Annotated in this window: 15 protein-coding genes; all 15 read left to right on the top strand. The window is 43.0% G+C overall.

Annotated features, from left to right (window positions below; all coding sequences use genetic code 11):
* Positions 1-11 precede the first annotated feature (11 nt).
* The 15 genes from F1644_RS06060 to F1644_RS05990 all read left to right on the top strand — a co-directional run bounded on the left by F1644_RS06060 (position 12) and on the right by F1644_RS05990 (position 16952).
* On the top strand, positions 12-941 hold the full coding sequence (locus tag F1644_RS06060) for a hypothetical protein (protein WP_087421189.1): 930 nt from the start codon (positions 12-14) through the stop codon (positions 939-941).
* A 75-nt stretch (positions 942-1016) separates the two neighbouring features.
* On the top strand, positions 1017-3020 hold the full coding sequence (locus F1644_RS06055) for a TlpA family protein disulfide reductase (protein ID WP_118304809.1): 2004 nt from the start codon (positions 1017-1019) through the stop codon (positions 3018-3020).
* A 5-nt stretch (positions 3021-3025) separates the two neighbouring features.
* Complete coding sequence (locus tag F1644_RS06050; RefSeq protein WP_118304808.1) at positions 3026-5716, top strand: S9 family peptidase; 2691 nt, start codon at positions 3026-3028, stop codon at positions 5714-5716.
* Positions 5717-5956: 240 nt separating this feature from the next.
* Positions 5957-7450 (top strand): 4Fe-4S binding protein, encoded by a 1494-nt coding sequence (locus tag F1644_RS06045; RefSeq protein WP_118304807.1) that lies wholly within the window; start codon positions 5957-5959, stop codon positions 7448-7450.
* A 13-nt stretch (positions 7451-7463) separates the two neighbouring features.
* Entirely contained in the window at positions 7464-8882 is a 1419-nt protein-coding gene (locus tag F1644_RS06040; protein WP_118304806.1) for an aldo/keto reductase, read from the top strand.
* Between the two features lie 18 nt (positions 8883-8900).
* The gene (locus tag F1644_RS06035) at positions 8901-9338 is read left to right on the top strand and encodes a DUF1893 domain-containing protein (RefSeq protein WP_168044361.1); all 438 of its coding nucleotides are present in this window, start codon (positions 8901-8903) and stop codon (positions 9336-9338) included.
* 6 nt (positions 9339-9344) lie between these two features.
* Positions 9345-11237 (top strand): TonB-dependent receptor, encoded by a 1893-nt coding sequence (locus F1644_RS06030; RefSeq protein ID WP_168044353.1) that lies wholly within the window; start codon positions 9345-9347, stop codon positions 11235-11237.
* A gap of 78 nt (positions 11238-11315) precedes the next feature.
* Positions 11316-12233 (top strand): DUF362 domain-containing protein, encoded by a 918-nt coding sequence (locus F1644_RS06025; RefSeq protein WP_370819001.1) that lies wholly within the window; start codon positions 11316-11318, stop codon positions 12231-12233.
* Positions 12234-12246: 13 nt separating this feature from the next.
* Complete coding sequence (locus F1644_RS06020; RefSeq protein ID WP_118304805.1) at positions 12247-12759, top strand: ECF transporter S component; 513 nt, start codon at positions 12247-12249, stop codon at positions 12757-12759.
* A gap of 3 nt (positions 12760-12762) precedes the next feature.
* Positions 12763-12954, top strand: coding sequence for a Sec-independent protein translocase subunit TatA/TatB (locus F1644_RS06015; protein WP_183312882.1), 192 nt, complete (start codon positions 12763-12765; stop codon positions 12952-12954).
* Position 12955: 1 nt separating this feature from the next.
* Complete coding sequence (tatC, locus tag F1644_RS06010; RefSeq protein ID WP_118304804.1) at positions 12956-13744, top strand: twin-arginine translocase subunit TatC; 789 nt, start codon at positions 12956-12958, stop codon at positions 13742-13744.
* A 127-nt stretch (positions 13745-13871) separates the two neighbouring features.
* Positions 13872-14198: a DUF6922 domain-containing protein gene (locus F1644_RS06005; RefSeq protein WP_118304803.1), complete on the top strand. Its 327-nt coding sequence runs from the start codon at positions 13872-13874 to the stop codon at positions 14196-14198.
* On the top strand, positions 14153-14818 hold the full coding sequence (locus F1644_RS06000) for a nucleotidyl transferase AbiEii/AbiGii toxin family protein (RefSeq protein WP_118304802.1): 666 nt from the start codon (positions 14153-14155) through the stop codon (positions 14816-14818). Before F1644_RS06005 ends, F1644_RS06000 begins: the two co-directional genes overlap by 46 nt.
* Before the next feature lie 212 nt (positions 14819-15030).
* Entirely contained in the window at positions 15031-15576 is a 546-nt protein-coding gene (locus F1644_RS05995; protein WP_118304801.1) for an RNA polymerase sigma factor, read from the top strand.
* A gap of 191 nt (positions 15577-15767) precedes the next feature.
* Complete coding sequence (locus F1644_RS05990) at positions 15768-16952, top strand: FecR family protein (RefSeq protein WP_118304800.1); 1185 nt, start codon at positions 15768-15770, stop codon at positions 16950-16952.
* Positions 16953-17036: the final 84 nt, after the last annotated feature.

The raw sequence follows: 17036 nt of genomic DNA, 5'->3' as shown, positions 1-17036 counted from the left end.
ATTGAAGTACTATGAAAAATAATATACTGTTTATACTGTTGATTTTTACAGGTTTATTTTTTGCCTGTGGGGAAAAAGATTTAACTCCATCGGAACCTCAGACTTTTTATGAATTTCCCCAAGGGAATGCGGATTATGATCAGGAATTTCTTGCTTATTACGAGAAATATAACGTACAATTTTTGTATAAATATAAGGAATCGGATTTTCGTTGGAATGTGACGGAATATATTCCCTATTATTCGGTTCAAGCGGATGAGGCGTATGCTGACAAGGCTTTTCATTTTATAACAGAGAATAGTTTTGCTATATGGGATGAAGATTTCTTACGGAAAATATTACCTTTAAGAGTGTTATTGGCCTCGGAAATATATAGTGTAACAGAAAGATACGATTACGTGTATGATGAAGAAACACAAGAATGGGGGAGTGTGAAAGTGTATGATACCACGTATCATGCAGCTGCAAGTGGTTTAAATCATATCGCATTCGGTTATACGAGTGAAAAGTTCGATCAATTGACTGAAAATGAGAAATTAAATGCGACCGGGGAGATTACAAAATCTTTGATCGTGTATGCGGCTTCTCGTGATAAAATAGAGATTCCGACGGAATTTTCTGATTTGTTTAATAACTCGTCAAATACCGAGAATCAAGGACAATGGGGGTATAATGGTTGTGGGTTCTTGGAATATTATAAAAATATTGATGTGAATTATGATTTCGGGCTTTACGTGAAGTATTTGACAATCATGAGCGAGGATGAGTTTAAGGCTTGGGCGTTATCTGATAGTTTTGATGTCAGTGCAGAATGGGATCAAAGTAGCGGAACCTATAAACGTACTTACCTGATAAAACAAAAATACGAGATCGTGTTGGATTATTTTAAAACAAAGTATAATATCGATCTGCACGCGATCGGGAATCAAGCAAGTAAATAAACATTTGAATTTGAAATTGATATATTCCGGGGCTTTATAATAGCCCTTGGAATTTTATGTCCAAAATTTATTACTATGAGGAATAAGTTCGTAATTATTGTAATGCTGTTATGTGGTCTTGCCGTGAACGTGTTAGGGCAAGAAGAAAAGTCTCGTTTATCCGGTTTTACGGGGAGTCCTGTGGCAGGAACTCGGTTGGAAATACAATATGATCCGACGGGAGGACCGTTGGTCGGAAAGGAGGCTATTACCGGAGTTGCCTATATGTATAATGATTATTGTTGGGAAGTGGCAGATGTGGATTTGAGCGAATACAAGGGAATTTGGTATGGGAATTTTTATGTACCGAGAAATTGCGCTTTTGTTGCCTTTAAGTTTGTCCCGAAGGATGTGAATGATATGGGTGTTGCGGATAATAATGATGATAAGGGTTTCATGTGGGTAACCCTTGACCAGAATGGACAACAACTTCCCGGAGGAAGACTGGCTTGGGCTATATTTCGTAAACCTTCTTTGGGGAAAGGTGTGATGGGGTATTTTAATCAGTACGATATTTCTGATGAGGCGGTGGAAATGTGGATGTATAAAGAGTTGGAATACTTCCCGCAGAATATGCCGAAAATGTTCGACTGTTTTATGGCGATGGTGAAATTGAGAAGTGGAGACCAATATTCGGATGCGGCTCGTCGGTATATTACTCAGTTTTTGAGTATCCCCGGCTTGGGTGAACAACAATATTTGTGGGCTAGGGATCTTTACCGTTTTGAATTACGAGATACGGAAAAAGCCGATTCGCTGGAACAAATGATTCTTGCTAATTATCCTCACGGTGCTGCGGCTCGCTTTAAGACTTTTAAGACTATCGAGCAAATGCCGCTGGATGACGTGAAACTGGATTCAACCCGCAAGTTTTTGGCTGACTTCCCGATCAGTGAATGGCGTAAGCACCCGGAACAGGGGCAACATGCTTTTATTTATTACAGTACATTCCGTGTTTTGGAAGAGGCTTTGTTTGCCAAGCACGATTACGAGGGATTTGCCTCTTGGTTTGATCAAATGAATTTCCAGACATTGAATGAGGTGTATCGTTGGAATATTTTCCGGATGTTTAAGTTGAAATTAAGTCCTGATGAGGTCATTTATCCTTTATCTACCGCAATGATAGAAGAGATGATGAAGAAACAAGATGATCTTTCTTTTATGGAGGATGTCAGATATACTCCGGGGCAGGCGAGGGAAATTGCTCGTCGCCAGCTTGATGATAAACTGACAAGTCATATTCTTTTGTTGACCCGGATGGAAAAATACGAGGAGACTCTTCCTTATTTTGAAAACTTGTCGAAAGAAGGATTGTATAGCAATTCGGACTTGAATGAGGCCTATATCCAAATTTTGGAAAAGACCGGGAATAGATCGAAGATATTTTCCGTGTTGGAGGAGTGTGTGCGAGAGAATGTGGTGACTCCGGCTATGTTGGAGATGTTGAAAAAAGTGTATACGGAAAAGTATGGAAAGTCTGAAGGTTTCGAGGAATATGTGCAGTCGCTGAAGTCCATGAAAGAACTGGAAGAGATGAAAAAGGAGGTCAAGGCGGGATTGACGAATGTAGCTGTTGAACCTTTCGTGTTAGAAAGTATGACGGGAAAAAAGGTGAATAGTAAAGACTGGAAAGGAAAGATTGTGGTACTTGATTTTTGGGCAACTTGGTGCGGTCCGTGTAAGATGGCCTTCCCCGGCATGCAAATGGCTGTGGATAAATATGCTAAAGATAAAGAGGTGGAGTTTTATTTTATTGCTACCCAGGAAAGCGGGGATAAATATAAACAGAAGATTAAGGAGTACTTTGCAAAAAATGATTTCACGTTCAATGTGTTGTATGACAATTATAATGAAAAGAGTCAATCGGCCAATGTCGTGTTCTCACGCTTTGCCAAAATGTTCAATGATTCGGGGATTCCGCGAAAAGTAATTTTGAAAGATGGCGTGATGCGTTATACTTCAGGAGGGTATTGCGGTAGTCCCAGTAAGTTGGCTGATGAAATATCTTATGTCATTGAGTTGTTGAAAGCTGAAAAGTAGTAGAGATGAAACGAATCGTATTTTGTATTTTGTTATTTCTTGCATTGCCTTCTTTACTGTTTGCGCAGAAAAAAGCATTGCAACAGGAAGAATGTAAATTATGGCGAACGTTGAGAGAACCGAATTTGTCTCCTGACGGGAGATGGGTAACTTATCGCTACGCTTATCTTTATGATGCTGGGAATCAGGATTCAGAGTTGTATCTATATGATGCGGAACGGAATCGGACAATTGCTTTGAAGAATGTTTCAGAGTTCTTCTTTTTCAATAACGGGAAATGGGTAAAAATGGTACAAAAAACTCCCGTTGATACCACGGGGACAACGGTTGATTCTACTTTTATCGTGCGTTTGAAAGATTGGAAAAAGATCGTTTGGGATAAAACGGCTTTTCCCAATGTGGATGTCAGTTCTCCTTGGATTGTTTATACCGAGTTCGTGAATGAGGGGAACACTTCCTATAATCGTTTGTACGTGTGGAACGTGGAAACTGGGGAGAAGATCGAGATAGATCGGGTTGGGAGTTATACTTTTTTTAATGGGAGACGTTCTCTTGTTTATGAATACAAAGGGGATGACGAGACTGTTTTGCGTGTTCGGGACTTAAAGGGGAAATCCCGGGATATTTTCAAGACTGGTAAAAATCTCTTTGGCCGGGTATGGTTTGATGAGGAGAGAGAAGTTGGTACTTTCACGGTTGCTTCCGATTCTTCCCGGGTGAATAATCCCGATCTGCTCTATTCGTTTTCTTTAGCTCCTGCGGATTGTCATGTGGTGGTCAACTTTGAAGAGATTACAGGACTTCCGGAAGGGATGAAGGTGACTCGTAATCCTTATCCTTTACTCAACGGGGGACGAGATATAATGTTGGAGATAGAGCCGGTAAAAATGCCGAGACCGGCACCAAGAAAAAAGTCTGATCTGGGTTTTGAATTGGAATTATGGAGTTGGAACGAGCCATTGTCTCATCGGAGGCAAAGACCGGCCCGAGGTGGTTTTAATCCGATGGATTATCCCAAATTCATATATCACGTGGATTCCAAAGAATGTGTAAAGTTATCTGATCCGGGTATGAGTGCTTTTGTTATACCTGAAAGTAAGGATTTTGATTATATATTTGCGACTTCTTCAACTCCCTATCTTACACAATTTGATTGGAGGCACGAACTGAATTCAGATATTTATCTGATTCGTTTGGCGGATGGAAAACAGACGAAGTTATTGACCAATGTGCGAAATGTTCCTGTTTGGAGTCCGAACGGAAAGTATGCTGTGTGGTATGATGTAGAGGCTCGGACATGGTACAATATAGATATGGTTTCGGGAGAGTTGAAAGATATATCTTCTGCTATCGGTTATCCGATGTATGATGAATTACATGATATGCCTAAAGCCCCTTCGGCCTATGGTTATGCTGGATGGATAAATGAGGGTAAGAGTCTGGTGTTATATGATCGTTATGACATGTGGGTTGTGGATTTGACAGGCCATAAACAGCCTTATTCGCTTACAGGTGAATATGGTCGGAAACATGATCTAGAGCTACGTTTAGTTGAAGCGAAAGGAAATGATCTTACGAAAGGAGCGATTCTAAGTAGTTTTAATACCCGGACAAAGAGTAAAGGTGTGTATGCTTTGGAAGCTAACGGGAAAGTTAATAAATTACTGGAAGGGGAATATGCTGCCCGGATCGTAAAGATGGCTGATGATGGTAAAACTTGTGTTTGGAGTAAATCTAGTTTTAGTGAATACGGGGATTTGTGGTGGAGTAATCTGAAGTTTACGAATCCTCGCCGAATAACAAATACCAATCCGCAGCAGACGAATTACCTGTGGGGAACGGCAAGGTTGGAACGTTGGAAGACTTTTGACGGCCGGGAAAATGATGGAATCCTGTTTTTGCCGGAAGGGTATGATCCCAATAAACGCTATCCGGTGATCGTGACGTTCTACGAACGACATACAGAGGAGTTATACAGTTATCGTTTACCGGAGTTGAGTAGTTCGGTAATAGACGTGCCAACTTATGTAAGTAACGGGTATGTGGTTTTCATGCCGGATGTACATTTTAAGATTGGCGATCCTGCCGAGAGTTGCTATAATTCCGTGGTAAGTGGGGTACAGATGTTGATTGATAAGGGTATTGCGGACAAAGATCATATTGGCGTTATCGGGCATAGTTGGGGAGGCTATGAGGTGGCTTATTTGGTTACAAGGACAAATATTTTCCGTTGTGCCAGTCCCGGAGCTGCTGTTTCTAACACCATTTCTTCCTATACGGCACTGAGAGGGGGAGGAATGCCCCGGTTGTATGTTTATGAAGATGCTCAGGGACGATTGGGCAAGACGTTGTGGGAGGACTGGGAGATGTATATTCGTAATTCTCCTATATTTTATGCGGATAAAATCAAGACTCCCTTGCTGATATTCCATTGTGATGGAGATAATGCCGTGCCTTTTGCTCAGGGGTTGGATCTTTTTATGGCCATGAGACGATTGCAACGTCCTGCTTGGTTGTTAAACTATAAAGGAGAGAGCCATGCCTTGAATAGCGAGGCAGCCATGATAGATTGGGGAGTGCGGATGCGGCAGTTTTTTGATCATTATTTGAAAGAGAGCCCGGCTCCCCGTTGGATGACGGAGGGTATTTCAATTGATGAACAAGGGTATGAATTGAAATACGAGTTGACGGAATAAGACAAGGAAATATTATCAAAAGAGTATAAACACTTCTGGTTTCTTTCCAACAAGGATTTAGAAACCGGAAGTGTTTTTTGTATTTTGCTGATTGGTGAAAATGAAGAGTTTTATTTGAAATCGTAAATCAAGAAATTATTTCAATCAGTAATTTTGGTATTTTAATCTGTAATTCGTGTACAAATTATAGTGTAAACATTCCATAATTTTGTAATGTTTTAATAACTAAAATAACAGCTTATGCTACGCAGAATCAGATTAATAGTAGCCCTTGTGTTTTTTATCTTGATCACCTTGTTGTTTCTCGATTTTACGGGAACATTACATGCGTGGTTCGGATGGCTGGCGAAAATACAGTTCCTGCCGGCCGTGCTGGCCTTGAATGTCGGGGTCATTCTTTTATGGGTGGTATTGACGCTCGTGTTTGGACGGGTGTATTGTTCGGTGATTTGTCCGTTGGGTGTGTTTCAAGATGTGGTGTCTTGGTTTAGCGGACGGCGAAAGAAAAAGAAGTATCGTTTTTCGTATTCTCCCGCGGTTTCGTGGTTGCGGTACGGGATGTTGGGAGTGTTTATTATTGCCATGATTGCCGGAATTGGTTCGGTTGTGGCATTGTTGGCTCCGTATAGTTCTTACGGGCGAATCGTTTCGAATCTTTTCGCTCCCGTGTACCAGTGGGGAAATAACGTGTTGGCTTATTTTGCCGAAAGGAGTGATAGCTACGCTTTTTACGAGACTTCGGTATGGCTGAAGAGTTTACCGACGTTTATTATCGCAGCAGTCACGTTTGTTGCGTTAGTTGTACTGGCATGGCGAAATGGTCGAACCTATTGCAACACGATCTGTCCGGTAGGTACGGTGTTGGGATTCTTCTCCCGGTATTCCTTGTTTCGTCCAGAGATTGATGCGGAGAAATGTACAAATTGTAGTTTATGTTCCCGTAAATGCAAGGCGGCTTGCATTAATTACAAGGATCATCGGATTGATTATAGTCGTTGTGTGACTTGTATGGATTGTATTGATTCCTGTAAGCATGGTGCGATCAGTTATAAATATCGGTTTGGGAAAAAAGAGATAAAAGAAACTTCCGAAACGGGAAATACAAATAATGCTCGTCGTAGTTTTTTGACCGGGATGGGACTGGTTCTTGTTTCCTCGGCTGTCAAGGCACAGGAGAAAAAGGTGGATGGCGGTTTGGCTGTTATTCTCGATAAGAAAGTCCCTGCCCGGACGACACCGCTTGTACCACCGGGAGCCAAAGGGCTACGTAATATGCGGACACGTTGTACCGGTTGTCAGCTTTGTGTTTCGGTATGCCCGAATCAGGTGTTACGTCCCTCTACCAAGTTGGAAACGCTTATGCAGCCGGAAATGTCATACGAGAGAGGGTATTGCCGACCGGAATGTACGAAATGTTCGGAGGTATGTCCGGCAGGAGCAATCTTGAAACTTACCCCGGCGGATAAGTCGGCCACGCAGATCGGTCATGCCGTGTGGGTAGGGAAAAATTGTATACCACTTCGGGATAAGGTAGAGTGTGGCAACTGTGCCCGGCATTGTCCGACGGGAGCGATTACGATGGTTCCTTCCGATGCTGATGACGCGGATTCGTTGAAGATTCCGGTTGTGAATGTGGAACGTTGTATCGGTTGCGGGGCTTGCGAGAATCTTTGTCCGGCACGTCCATTCAGTGCCATTTACGTGGAAGGACACGAGCAGCACAGAACGATCTAAAAATTACGAGTACATGGAAAAGAAAGATAGAAAAGAAGAGATAAACCGCCGGGAATTTTTAAAGCGATTAGGGGTTGGTGCGGCTGCATCGACGATCGGTTTGGCGGGTTGTAATTCGAGAAATAATATCGTGTCGGGCAATCGTTCGGCACAAGGGGAAATCCCGACAGATCAAATGACTTACCGGACGCATCCGAGGACGGGTGATAAAGTCTCCTTGCTGGGATATGGTTGTATGCGCTGGCCGGATACGAGTGGCGGGGCGGGACGGAATCCTGATGCGGATTTGGATCAGGAGACGATTAATCGGTTGGTGGATACGGCTATTGCACATGGTGTTAATTATTTCGACACATCTCCTGCTTATTGTATGGGGCGTTCCGAGCGTGCCACAGGTATTGCCCTTAAACGTTATCCGCGCAACACGTATTTTATTGCTACCAAGTTGTCTAATTTCGCTCCTTCCACGTGGACACGTGAGGCTTCTATCGCGATGTACCGCAACTCGTTTAAAGAATTGCAGGTGGATTACATCGACTATCTGCTACTGCACGGGGTTGGGATGGGAAACGGGATGGCAGAATACGAGGCCCGTTACGTGAATAACGGTGTGTTAGATTTCCTGCTTGAAGAACGTGAGGCGGGGCGGATTCGTAACTTGGGATTCTCTTATCACGGGGATATAAAAGTCTTTGATTACTTACTCTCGATACATGATCGGGTAAAATGGGATTTCGTGCAGATCCAGTTGAATTACGTGGACTGGAAACACGCGAAGGAGGTGAATACCCGGAATACGGATGCCGAGTACCTTTACGGGGAGTTGCAAAAGCTGAACATCCCGGCTATTATCATGGAACCCCTGTTGGGAGGTCGTCTTTCGAACGTGCCGACTCATGTGGCGAACACGTTGAAATTGCGTAAGCCCGAATCTAGCGTGGCCTCGTGGGCGTTCCGTTTTGCGGGTTCGTTTCCCGGGGTGTTGACTGTTTTGAGCGGGATGACTTACATGGAGCATTTGGAGGATAACTTGCGTACTTTCTCGCCGCTGGATCCGTTAACAGATGATGATAAGGTGTTTTTGGAGGAAACGGCACAACTGATGTTGCGATACCCGACCATCCCTTGTAATGATTGTAAATATTGTATGCCTTGTCCTTACGGCTTGGATATTCCGGCCGTGTTGTTGCACTATAACAAGTGTATTAACGAGGGTAACGTGCCTGCCTCGTCACAGGATGAGAATTACCGTAAGGCCCGGCGGGCATTCCTTATCGGGTATGACCGTTCGGTTCCTCGGTTGCGACAGGCCAGTCATTGCATCGGTTGTGACCAGTGCGTGCATCATTGTCCGCAGGGAATTAACATCCCGAAAGAGATGCAACGAATTGATCATTTCGTGGAGGATTTGAAACAGGAACGGGTATTTTAAATAGAGAAAATGAGCATGATGGTTGAAACGGACCGAAAGGCATTGATTGAGCGCTTGGATGCGGAACAATGTTCCTGCGTGATTTATAACGGGGGAGAGACCCGGTTGTTCTGGGAGCGGGGTGTACAGGATTTGTACCGGTTGTTGAAGACGGAACCGGATTTTCTTCAGGGAGCGTTTATCGCGGATAAAGTGATTGGCAAGGCTGCTGCCGCCTTGATGGCTTTGGGGGGCGTGGATGAGGTGTTTGCCCGGGTTATCAGTAGCCCGGCCCGAGAGCTTTTGGAACGATCCGAGATTAAGGTGGATTTCTTGGTGGAAGTGCCTCATATTATCAATCGCACCCGAACAGGCTGGTGTCCGTTGGAGACTCGCTGTTTCCGGATGCACACGGCAGAAGAGTGTCTGCAACAGATAGAGGATTTTATACATACGATGAATAACGTAACAAAATAATAGAGGATGAAAAAGATACTATTTACCGTGCTATTTTTGGGTGGGCTTGTTTCCTTGCGGGCTGAGGAAGTGCCTGATAGCTTATCGGTGCAGAAAAAAGTGACCATAGAAGAGGTTGTTGTTACCGGAACACGAAACGAGACGGACGTGCGGCATTTGCCGATGACCGTTTCCGTGGTGAACCGGGAACAGATAGAATATCGTAACGATCCCTCGTTATTGCCTCTTTTGACCGAGTATATACCGGGACTTTTCACGACTTCCAGAGGGCTGATGGGATATGGGGTATCCGGAGGGGCTGCCGGGGGAATGAGTTTACGGGGAATCGGGGGTGTGCCACAGGAGGGATTACCGACAACGGGGATGCTCGTGTTAATTGACGGACACCCGCAATACATGGGACTGATGGGACACCCGATTTCCGATGCTTACCAGTCTTTGCTGGCAGAACGTGTAGAAGTGCTGCGGGGCCCGGCGTCCGTGTTATACGGGTCGAACGCGATGGGGGGAGTGATCAATATTGTAACCCGGAAGATGCAACAGGATGGAATCCGGACACATGCTAACGTGGGGTACGGTTCGTATAACACGTTGCAATCGGAGGTTACCAATCGCGTCAGGAAGGGGCGTTTCACAAGTATTGTCAGTGGTTCCTATAATCGTACGGACGGCCACCGGAAAGATATGGAGTTCGAACAATATGGTGGTTATGCCAAATTCGGGTACGAGATTTCGGATGCGTGGAATGTTTGGGCCGATGTGAATCTGACTCATTTTGATGCCTCGAATCCGGGAGAAATTTCCAATCCATTACTTGATAACGACCAGCGAATTACACGAGGAATGACCTCTTTTGCCTTGGCTAATAATTATGCGAAAACGTCGGGAACGTTGAGTTTCTTTTATAACTGGGGGAAACATTGGATTAATGATGGTTATAATTTAGGGGGTGATCCTCTTGATTATCGGTTTCATTCACGTGACCTGATGTTGGGTGTCTCTTGGTACCAGAGTGTACAGCTTTTCGAGGGAAATCGCCTGACCGTGGGATTTGATTATTTCCATTTCGGGGGAGAGGCTTGGAATAAGACGTTAGCAGGAGAACGAGATACTCAAGCGGATAAAACACAGGATGACGTGGCAGGATATATTGATTTCCGGCAGAATTTGGGAGATTGGCTTACTTTTGACGTGGGACTCCGTGTTGACCATCATTCGCAAGTGGGGACGGAATGGGTTCCGCAGGTCGGATTTTCTTTCCATTTGCCGGAAAACAGCGAGGTGAAGTTGATGGCAAGCAAGGGATTCCGTTACCCGACGATTCGTGAAATGTATATGTTCCGTCCGGCTAACCCGGATCTGAAACCGGAGAGGTTATGGAGTTACGAACTTTCATTTGCACAGCGGTTGCTGGATGGGCGATTGTCATACGGTGTGAATGTTTTCTATATTGACGGGGAGAACCTGATCATGCGTATGCCGATAGACGGACGTCCCTTGAACGTGAACACGGGAAAGATTGAGAATTCCGGCGTGGAGGCTCAGGTGGCTTACCGGATTGTTCCCGCTTGGTCCGTGGATGCGAATTATAGTTATTTGCACATGGATAATCCCGTGTTAGCCTCTCCGGAGCATAAACTTTATGTAGGAACGGCTTTTTCAAAGGGACGTTGGAATGTGTCAACCGGATTGCAATATGTGGCCGGGTTGTATAAAGAACTTGATCCGGAGGAAACCGAGGATTTCCTGTTATGGAATGTACGCGGGTCTTTCCGTGTTCTGGATGGGTTTGATGTTTGGGTGAAGGGAGAGAATCTACTCGCTCAAAGATACGAGATCAATGCCGGATTCCCGATGCCTAAGGCGACGGTGATGGCGGGAGTGAATATAAAATTTTAAATCGTAATACATAATATCATGAAAATGAGAAGGAATATTTGTATGATTTTGTTCTCCGTGTTGTCAACCGTGACAGGGATGAATTGCGCTAATGCGCAAGAACAGAAATCCGATGGAAATACTAATGTACCGAAAGTGTATATGTTCAAGGAGATTTCCCCGGAGAATTTGGTGAAGATTTACGAGGCTTTAGGCCGGGAGGCAACAGGAAAAGTTGCCGTGAAATTATCCACGGGAGAACCGGGTGGACATAATTTCCTGCAACCGGCTTTGATCAAGGATTTGGTGCAGAAAGTGAAGGGAACTATCGTGGAATGTAACACGGCTTACGGGGGCGGACGTGCCGATACCGAAAATCATTTGAAAGCGGCTAAAGATCACGGGTTCACTGCCATTGCTCCGGTAGACATCATGGATGCGGAGGGAGAAGTGGCACTTCCCGTGAAGGGTGGTAAGCATTTGAAAGAGGATTTTGTCGGTTCGCATTACTTGAACTATGATTTCACGATTGTTCTTTCACATTTTAAAGGCCACGCGATGGGTGGTTTCGGGGGAGCTATCAAGAACATATCCATTGGTATTGCATCCTCTGCCGGAAAAGCTTGGATTCATTCAGCCGGGAAAACGAAAGGCAACCCGTGGGGTAATTTGCCCCCGCAGGATGATTTTCTGGAATCTATGGCCGAGGCCGCGAAGGCAATCATAGACCATTGTGGGGACAAGATTTTGTATATCAGCGTGGCGAATAATCTTTCCGTGGATTGCGATTGTGATTCTTCCCCGGAAGATCCCAAGATGGGAGACATCGGTATTCTGGCCTCTCTTGATCCGGTTGCTTTGGACAAGGCCTGCACGGATTTGGTTCGGGTTTCCGAAGATCATGGAAAGATTCATCTGATTGAGCGTATTGATTCCCGTAATGGAATGCACACGTTGGAATATGGTGAAAAGATCGGTTTGGGAAGTCAGAAGTATGAATTGGTGAAATTGGATTAAAGAATATAAGAGTATGAGAACGACGACAGTAAAACTTTATGCTTTGGAATATAATCAGTTGAGGACCTATCTGGCCGTGACTTTATTCGTGGCGGGTAATATTATCCTGCCGCAGTTGTGTCATCTGGTTCCGCAGGGCGGTATTCGCTGGTTACCGATTTATTTCTTTACCCTCGTGGGGGCTTATAAATACGGTTGGAAGGTGGGTTTATTGACGGCACTCGTTTCTCCGTTGGTAAATTCGGCTCTTTTCGGGATGCCCGCGGTGGCCGTGTTACCTGCCGTGTTGCTGAAATCGGTATTGTTGGCCGTGGCTGCCGGGTATGCGGCAACCCGTTTTCGGAAGGCCTCTTTGGTATTACTCGTGGGAGTGGTACTTTTTTACCAGATCGTGGGAACGTTAGGCGAGTGGATGCTGGAAGGTAGTTTTTATGTTGCCTTACAGGATTTTCGTATCGGGTTACCCGGAATGTTGATGCAGGTTTTGGGTGGTTGGCTATTTATTAACCATATAATTCGTAAATAGAGTATGATGAATTCATTATTTATTGGCAGTGTCGGTATGCCGGAAGTGCTGCTTATCGTGTTAGTCGTGTTGCTGTTATTCGGTGGCAAGAAGATTCCTGAATTGATGAGAGGAATTGGCAAGGGCATACATTCTTTCAAAGAAGGAATGAACGGGGTGGAGAAAGAAATTACTTCAGAAGAGAAAAAAGAGTAGTATGGAACAAGTCGGTAAGTCTGAGAATCAGAGTTTTTGGGAACACCTGGACGTGCTGCGGGCCTCGTTGGTGAAGATTGCCATCGTGACCGTGGCTTTTGGTGTTGTTGCGTTCTTTTTCAAAGATGAGTTGTTTGCTGTTATATTAGCGCCCAAGGAGGCAGATTTTATTACTTACCGGCTTTTATTTTCGCTTAGTGGATGGATGACGGGTGCCGAATCCCCGGACTTTTTCGTGAAATTGATCAATACCGGGTTGGCGGAACAGTTTTTGATCCACATGAAAGTGGCGATGTGTATGGGGATTTTATGTGCCTCTCCTTATATTTTGTATCAATTATTCCGTTTCGTGTCCCCGGCTCTCTACTCTAACGAGCGCAAGTATGTCGTGAGAGTGGTGGGGAGTGGGTATGTCATGTTTATGCTGGGTGTCCTGCTTAGCTATTTTCTAATCTTTCCGTTAACTTTTCGTTTCTTGGGAACTTATCAGGTGAGTAGTGACGTGGAGAATATGATTGCGTTGCAATCGTATATTAGTACCTTGATTTTGATGAGTCTTGCCATGGGAATCGTCTTCGAGATACCTATACTTTCGTGGTTATTTGCCAAGCTGGGATTTATCTCTGCCGATTTTATGAAACGTTATCGACGTCATGCCGTGGTAATTATTCTTATCGTGGCTGCTGTTATAACCCCGACATCAGATATATTCACGTTGTCATTGGTGGCATTGCCGATGTGGTTATTGTACGAGGTGAGTATTTGGATTGTGAAACGTACTGTTCGGTAAATATGAAAAGTATTATTTTGTCTTAAAAGATGATTTCCTGAAGAATGAGACTGATAAAAGATACCTGAAAAATTGTATGTCCCAACGAAATGTAGTAAATTTGTATATCATTAAAAATGAATGATAAATGACTATATTTGATGAATATAAGACATATACGGGTGAAGTCTCAATTTCTCCATCTTTACTTTGGGAATATGATTTGTCTTGTTTTGACTGGTGGAAATCAAGAAAGATTGTGGTTCAACGTGTCATTGAAAGAGGATGGCTGAAGGATTTCTATGCGGCATTCAAATTATACGGGGGAATAGAAGGATTCAGGGAAATCATAAAGGAGGTTCCGAGCTTGTCTCCACGAGATATGAATTTCGTTTGTGTTGTCTTTAATTTGAAAAAAGAAGAATTGAAATGTTATACACGGAAACTGTTACGAGATCGACTCTTGAACTCCTGAAAAAATTGGAAGCAGAAAGAATGATGGTCGGTTTTAACTTGGCAGGAGGCACCTCTTTATCTCTATATTTAGGACATAGACTGAGTTTGGATTTAGATCTTTTCACTCCGGAATCTTTTGATGCAGTTCAATTGGAACAATTTTTGAAAGAGGAATATGGATTTCGTACAGATTTTATGGAAAAAAATACTCTGAAAGGTACGATAGATGGTGTAAAAATAGATTGTATTACCCATTCTTATGACTATCTTGAGAATCCATACATTGAATCCGGTATAAGGTTGTATAGTATGGAAGACGTTATTGCCATGAAGCTTTCTGCTATTGCTGACAATGGATCACGATTAAAGGATTTTATTGATATCGCTTTCCTCTCTACTCGTTTCCCTTTCAGTTCAATGTTGAAAATGTATGAACGTAAATTTCCAAACTCAAATGTCATAAGACCTTTTAAGGCTATTACCTATTTTGATGATATTGATTTTGAGGAGGATATTATCATGGTGAATGGAGAATATGATTGGAGGTCGATCGAAAAGAGATTGATTGAGATGACCAAAATTCAAGATAAAACTTTCGAAGCGTTTCCATTTCCTAAAAAGAATATAAAAAATAGGTGATGGTAAGAATTTTTTTTATTGATCTATAATTTTGATTTTGAACCGAATAAAACATATAAGGTGATATTAAATATCGATAACTGATCTGTGTTAGAGAATATAGGTGGTAATTGTGTTATTTACATATGTTACTTCTATGAATATTAATTTATTTGGTTTTTGAAAATCATTTTATACTTTTACACGGGTAATGTGTGTAAAAGTATAAAGTTATGGCTTTTGTTGAACAGGATAAAGAAAGGACTTTCACGATGGTTTTCGATAAGAATTACGAGGCCCTGTGTTTGTACGCCGTAAAGTTTACCGAGGATTTTTTGGAGGCGGAGGATATCGTGCAGGAGGCGTTTGTACGTTTTTGGGAAATGTATCGAGATCGTTTGACCACGGAAAATGCCCGGCCTTTATTGTATCGGATGACACGAAATATGTGTGTGGATCGTGTCCGGGAGAAACCCAAAAGCGTTGTGGGTGTGGAAGTCATGACAGATCAACTAATCTATTATTTTCAGCCGGAATCTGAAGATGATTCCAAGATTGATTTGTTGATGAAAGCCGTTAAAAATTTGCCTGTTAAATGTCAGCAAGTGCTTGTTGCGATCTGTTTCAATGAAAAAAAATACAAGGACGTGGCAGAGGAAATGCAAGTCTCTGTTAATACCGTTAAGACCCAACTAGCGAGGGCTTTGAAGTTGTTAAGGGAAAATTTGAACAGAGAGGATTTCGAGTTATTTCTTACTTTTTTTGTATTTTCTTACTAATTCTTTTCACCCATTTTTCGTTTTTTTCGTTGTATTAATAAACGATCCTTTAATAATAGTTAGAATTTAGCTGTATTAACAGCTATTATTCAACAATTGAAATCTCTTTTTCTCTCGTAATCAGTTCATTGTAAAAAAGTCTTTTTTCCCACGTTTCTTTCTCAATAATTGATCATTTATTTAGATTTTATATGAACCAAAATTGGGAAGAAATTGTATGGAGGGCCTTGCGGAACGAGTGTTCATCGGAAGAGCTGATGAAGTTACAGGAGTGGCGTAATGAGACTCCCGAAAATGAACAGATGTACGAGGATATAAAGGGAATTGCAGGGATGGGAAACTTTTTGAAGGGGATTGATTCCTTGCACAAAGAAAATGCTTTAGAGAATATTCTGAAAAGAACAAGGCAGAGATCATTGGGGTATTCTCGACTTCTGAAATATGTGGCAGTATTTCTTTTACCCTTATTGTTAGGTGGTACGTTATTTTATTTTCTCAAGTTTAAACAACAAGCTGGTGAAAAACTTCCTGTATCTGTGGCTAAACAGATCCTACCGGGAGGACCTAAGGCGATTCTTTACCTTTCAGATGGGCAAGTGATTGATTTGAACCGGACTATTGATTCGGTTATCGTGGATAAACATTCAGGACAGGAAATTACGTTATCAAAGGATATAAACGCCTTGAATTATAGTGGTGTGACAGGGAATACAGCTCAACCCAAAGAATTAGCATACAATCGAATTGAGGTGCCGAGGGGAGGCGAGTATATGTTGGTGTTATCTGACGGAACAAAAGTGTGGCTAAATTCAGAAACCCGCTTAGAGTACCCGCTTGCATTTGGCGAGTATAGCCGGGATGTACGTTTAAGCGGGGAGGCTTATTTCGAGGTGACAAAAGATGAGGCAAGGCATTTTAATGTCATCATGGAGGGGGCGACAATCGAGGTCACGGGAACCTCTTTTAACGCATCTTGTTACCCGGGAGAAGGACAATGCAGGGCCGTGTTGGAAAGTGGTAAGATCAATTTAAGAACAGAGCATGGGGTGGCAGCCGTTGACGTGGGCGAGTGTGCCTCTTATGATATTGTTTCGGGTAAAGTGACCGTGGAGGCCGTTGACTTGAAATACTTCACCTCGTGGCGATACGGTACATTTTATTTTTACAACACGCCCTTATCCGAGATCGTTCAGAAGTTGGGACGCTGGTATGATGTGAATTTTAAATTTGCTGATGAATCCTTGCGAGACGTGTGTTTTTCCGGGGCTGCACTACGAAGTAAATCAATTGATTTTATGTTAGAATTGTTGGCGAGTACACAATCATTAAAATTTGATATACAGAGTGATGGAACAATCTTGATATATAAAAAATAAAAGAGGAAGAATTGGTCCTCTTCCCCTTTTCTATTTAACTAAATCTCTCCGGCAAGAGAGAATTAATAATTAATGGTACACAAA

This window comes from Butyricimonas paravirosa (genome assembly GCF_032878955.1).
In the GTDB taxonomy this organism is placed as follows: Bacteria; Bacteroidota; Bacteroidia; order Bacteroidales; family Marinifilaceae; genus Butyricimonas; species Butyricimonas paravirosa.
Note: the sequence above shows the minus strand (reverse complement) of the source record. Positions and strands in the feature narration are given on the sequence as shown.

Bases quoted from the DNA above. Each gene is read 5' to 3' on its own strand.
- F1644_RS06060 (WP_087421189.1), top strand. From the start codon at position 12: ATGAAAAATAATATACTGTTTATACTGTTGATTTTTACAGGTTTATTT.
- F1644_RS06055 (WP_118304809.1), top strand. From the start codon at position 1,017: ATGAGGAATAAGTTCGTAATTATTGTAATGCTGTTATGTGGTCTTGCC.
- F1644_RS06050 (WP_118304808.1), top strand. From the start codon at position 3,026: ATGAAACGAATCGTATTTTGTATTTTGTTATTTCTTGCATTGCCTTCT.
- F1644_RS06045 (WP_118304807.1), top strand. From the start codon at position 5,957: ATGCTACGCAGAATCAGATTAATAGTAGCCCTTGTGTTTTTTATCTTG.
- F1644_RS06040 (WP_118304806.1), top strand. From the start codon at position 7,464: ATGGAAAAGAAAGATAGAAAAGAAGAGATAAACCGCCGGGAATTTTTA.
- F1644_RS06035 (WP_168044361.1), top strand. From the start codon at position 8,901: ATGGTTGAAACGGACCGAAAGGCATTGATTGAGCGCTTGGATGCGGAA.
- F1644_RS06030 (WP_168044353.1), top strand. From the start codon at position 9,345: ATGAAAAAGATACTATTTACCGTGCTATTTTTGGGTGGGCTTGTTTCC.
- F1644_RS06025 (WP_370819001.1), top strand. From the start codon at position 11,316: ATGAATTGCGCTAATGCGCAAGAACAGAAATCCGATGGAAATACTAAT.
- F1644_RS06020 (WP_118304805.1), top strand. From the start codon at position 12,247: ATGAGAACGACGACAGTAAAACTTTATGCTTTGGAATATAATCAGTTG.
- F1644_RS06015 (WP_183312882.1), top strand. From the start codon at position 12,763: ATGATGAATTCATTATTTATTGGCAGTGTCGGTATGCCGGAAGTGCTG.
- tatC (WP_118304804.1), top strand. From the start codon at position 12,956: ATGGAACAAGTCGGTAAGTCTGAGAATCAGAGTTTTTGGGAACACCTG.
- F1644_RS06005 (WP_118304803.1), top strand. From the start codon at position 13,872: ATGACTATATTTGATGAATATAAGACATATACGGGTGAAGTCTCAATT.
- F1644_RS06000 (WP_118304802.1), top strand. From the start codon at position 14,153: ATGTTATACACGGAAACTGTTACGAGATCGACTCTTGAACTCCTGAAA.
- F1644_RS05995 (WP_118304801.1), top strand. From the start codon at position 15,031: ATGGCTTTTGTTGAACAGGATAAAGAAAGGACTTTCACGATGGTTTTC.
- F1644_RS05990 (WP_118304800.1), top strand. From the start codon at position 15,768: ATGAACCAAAATTGGGAAGAAATTGTATGGAGGGCCTTGCGGAACGAG.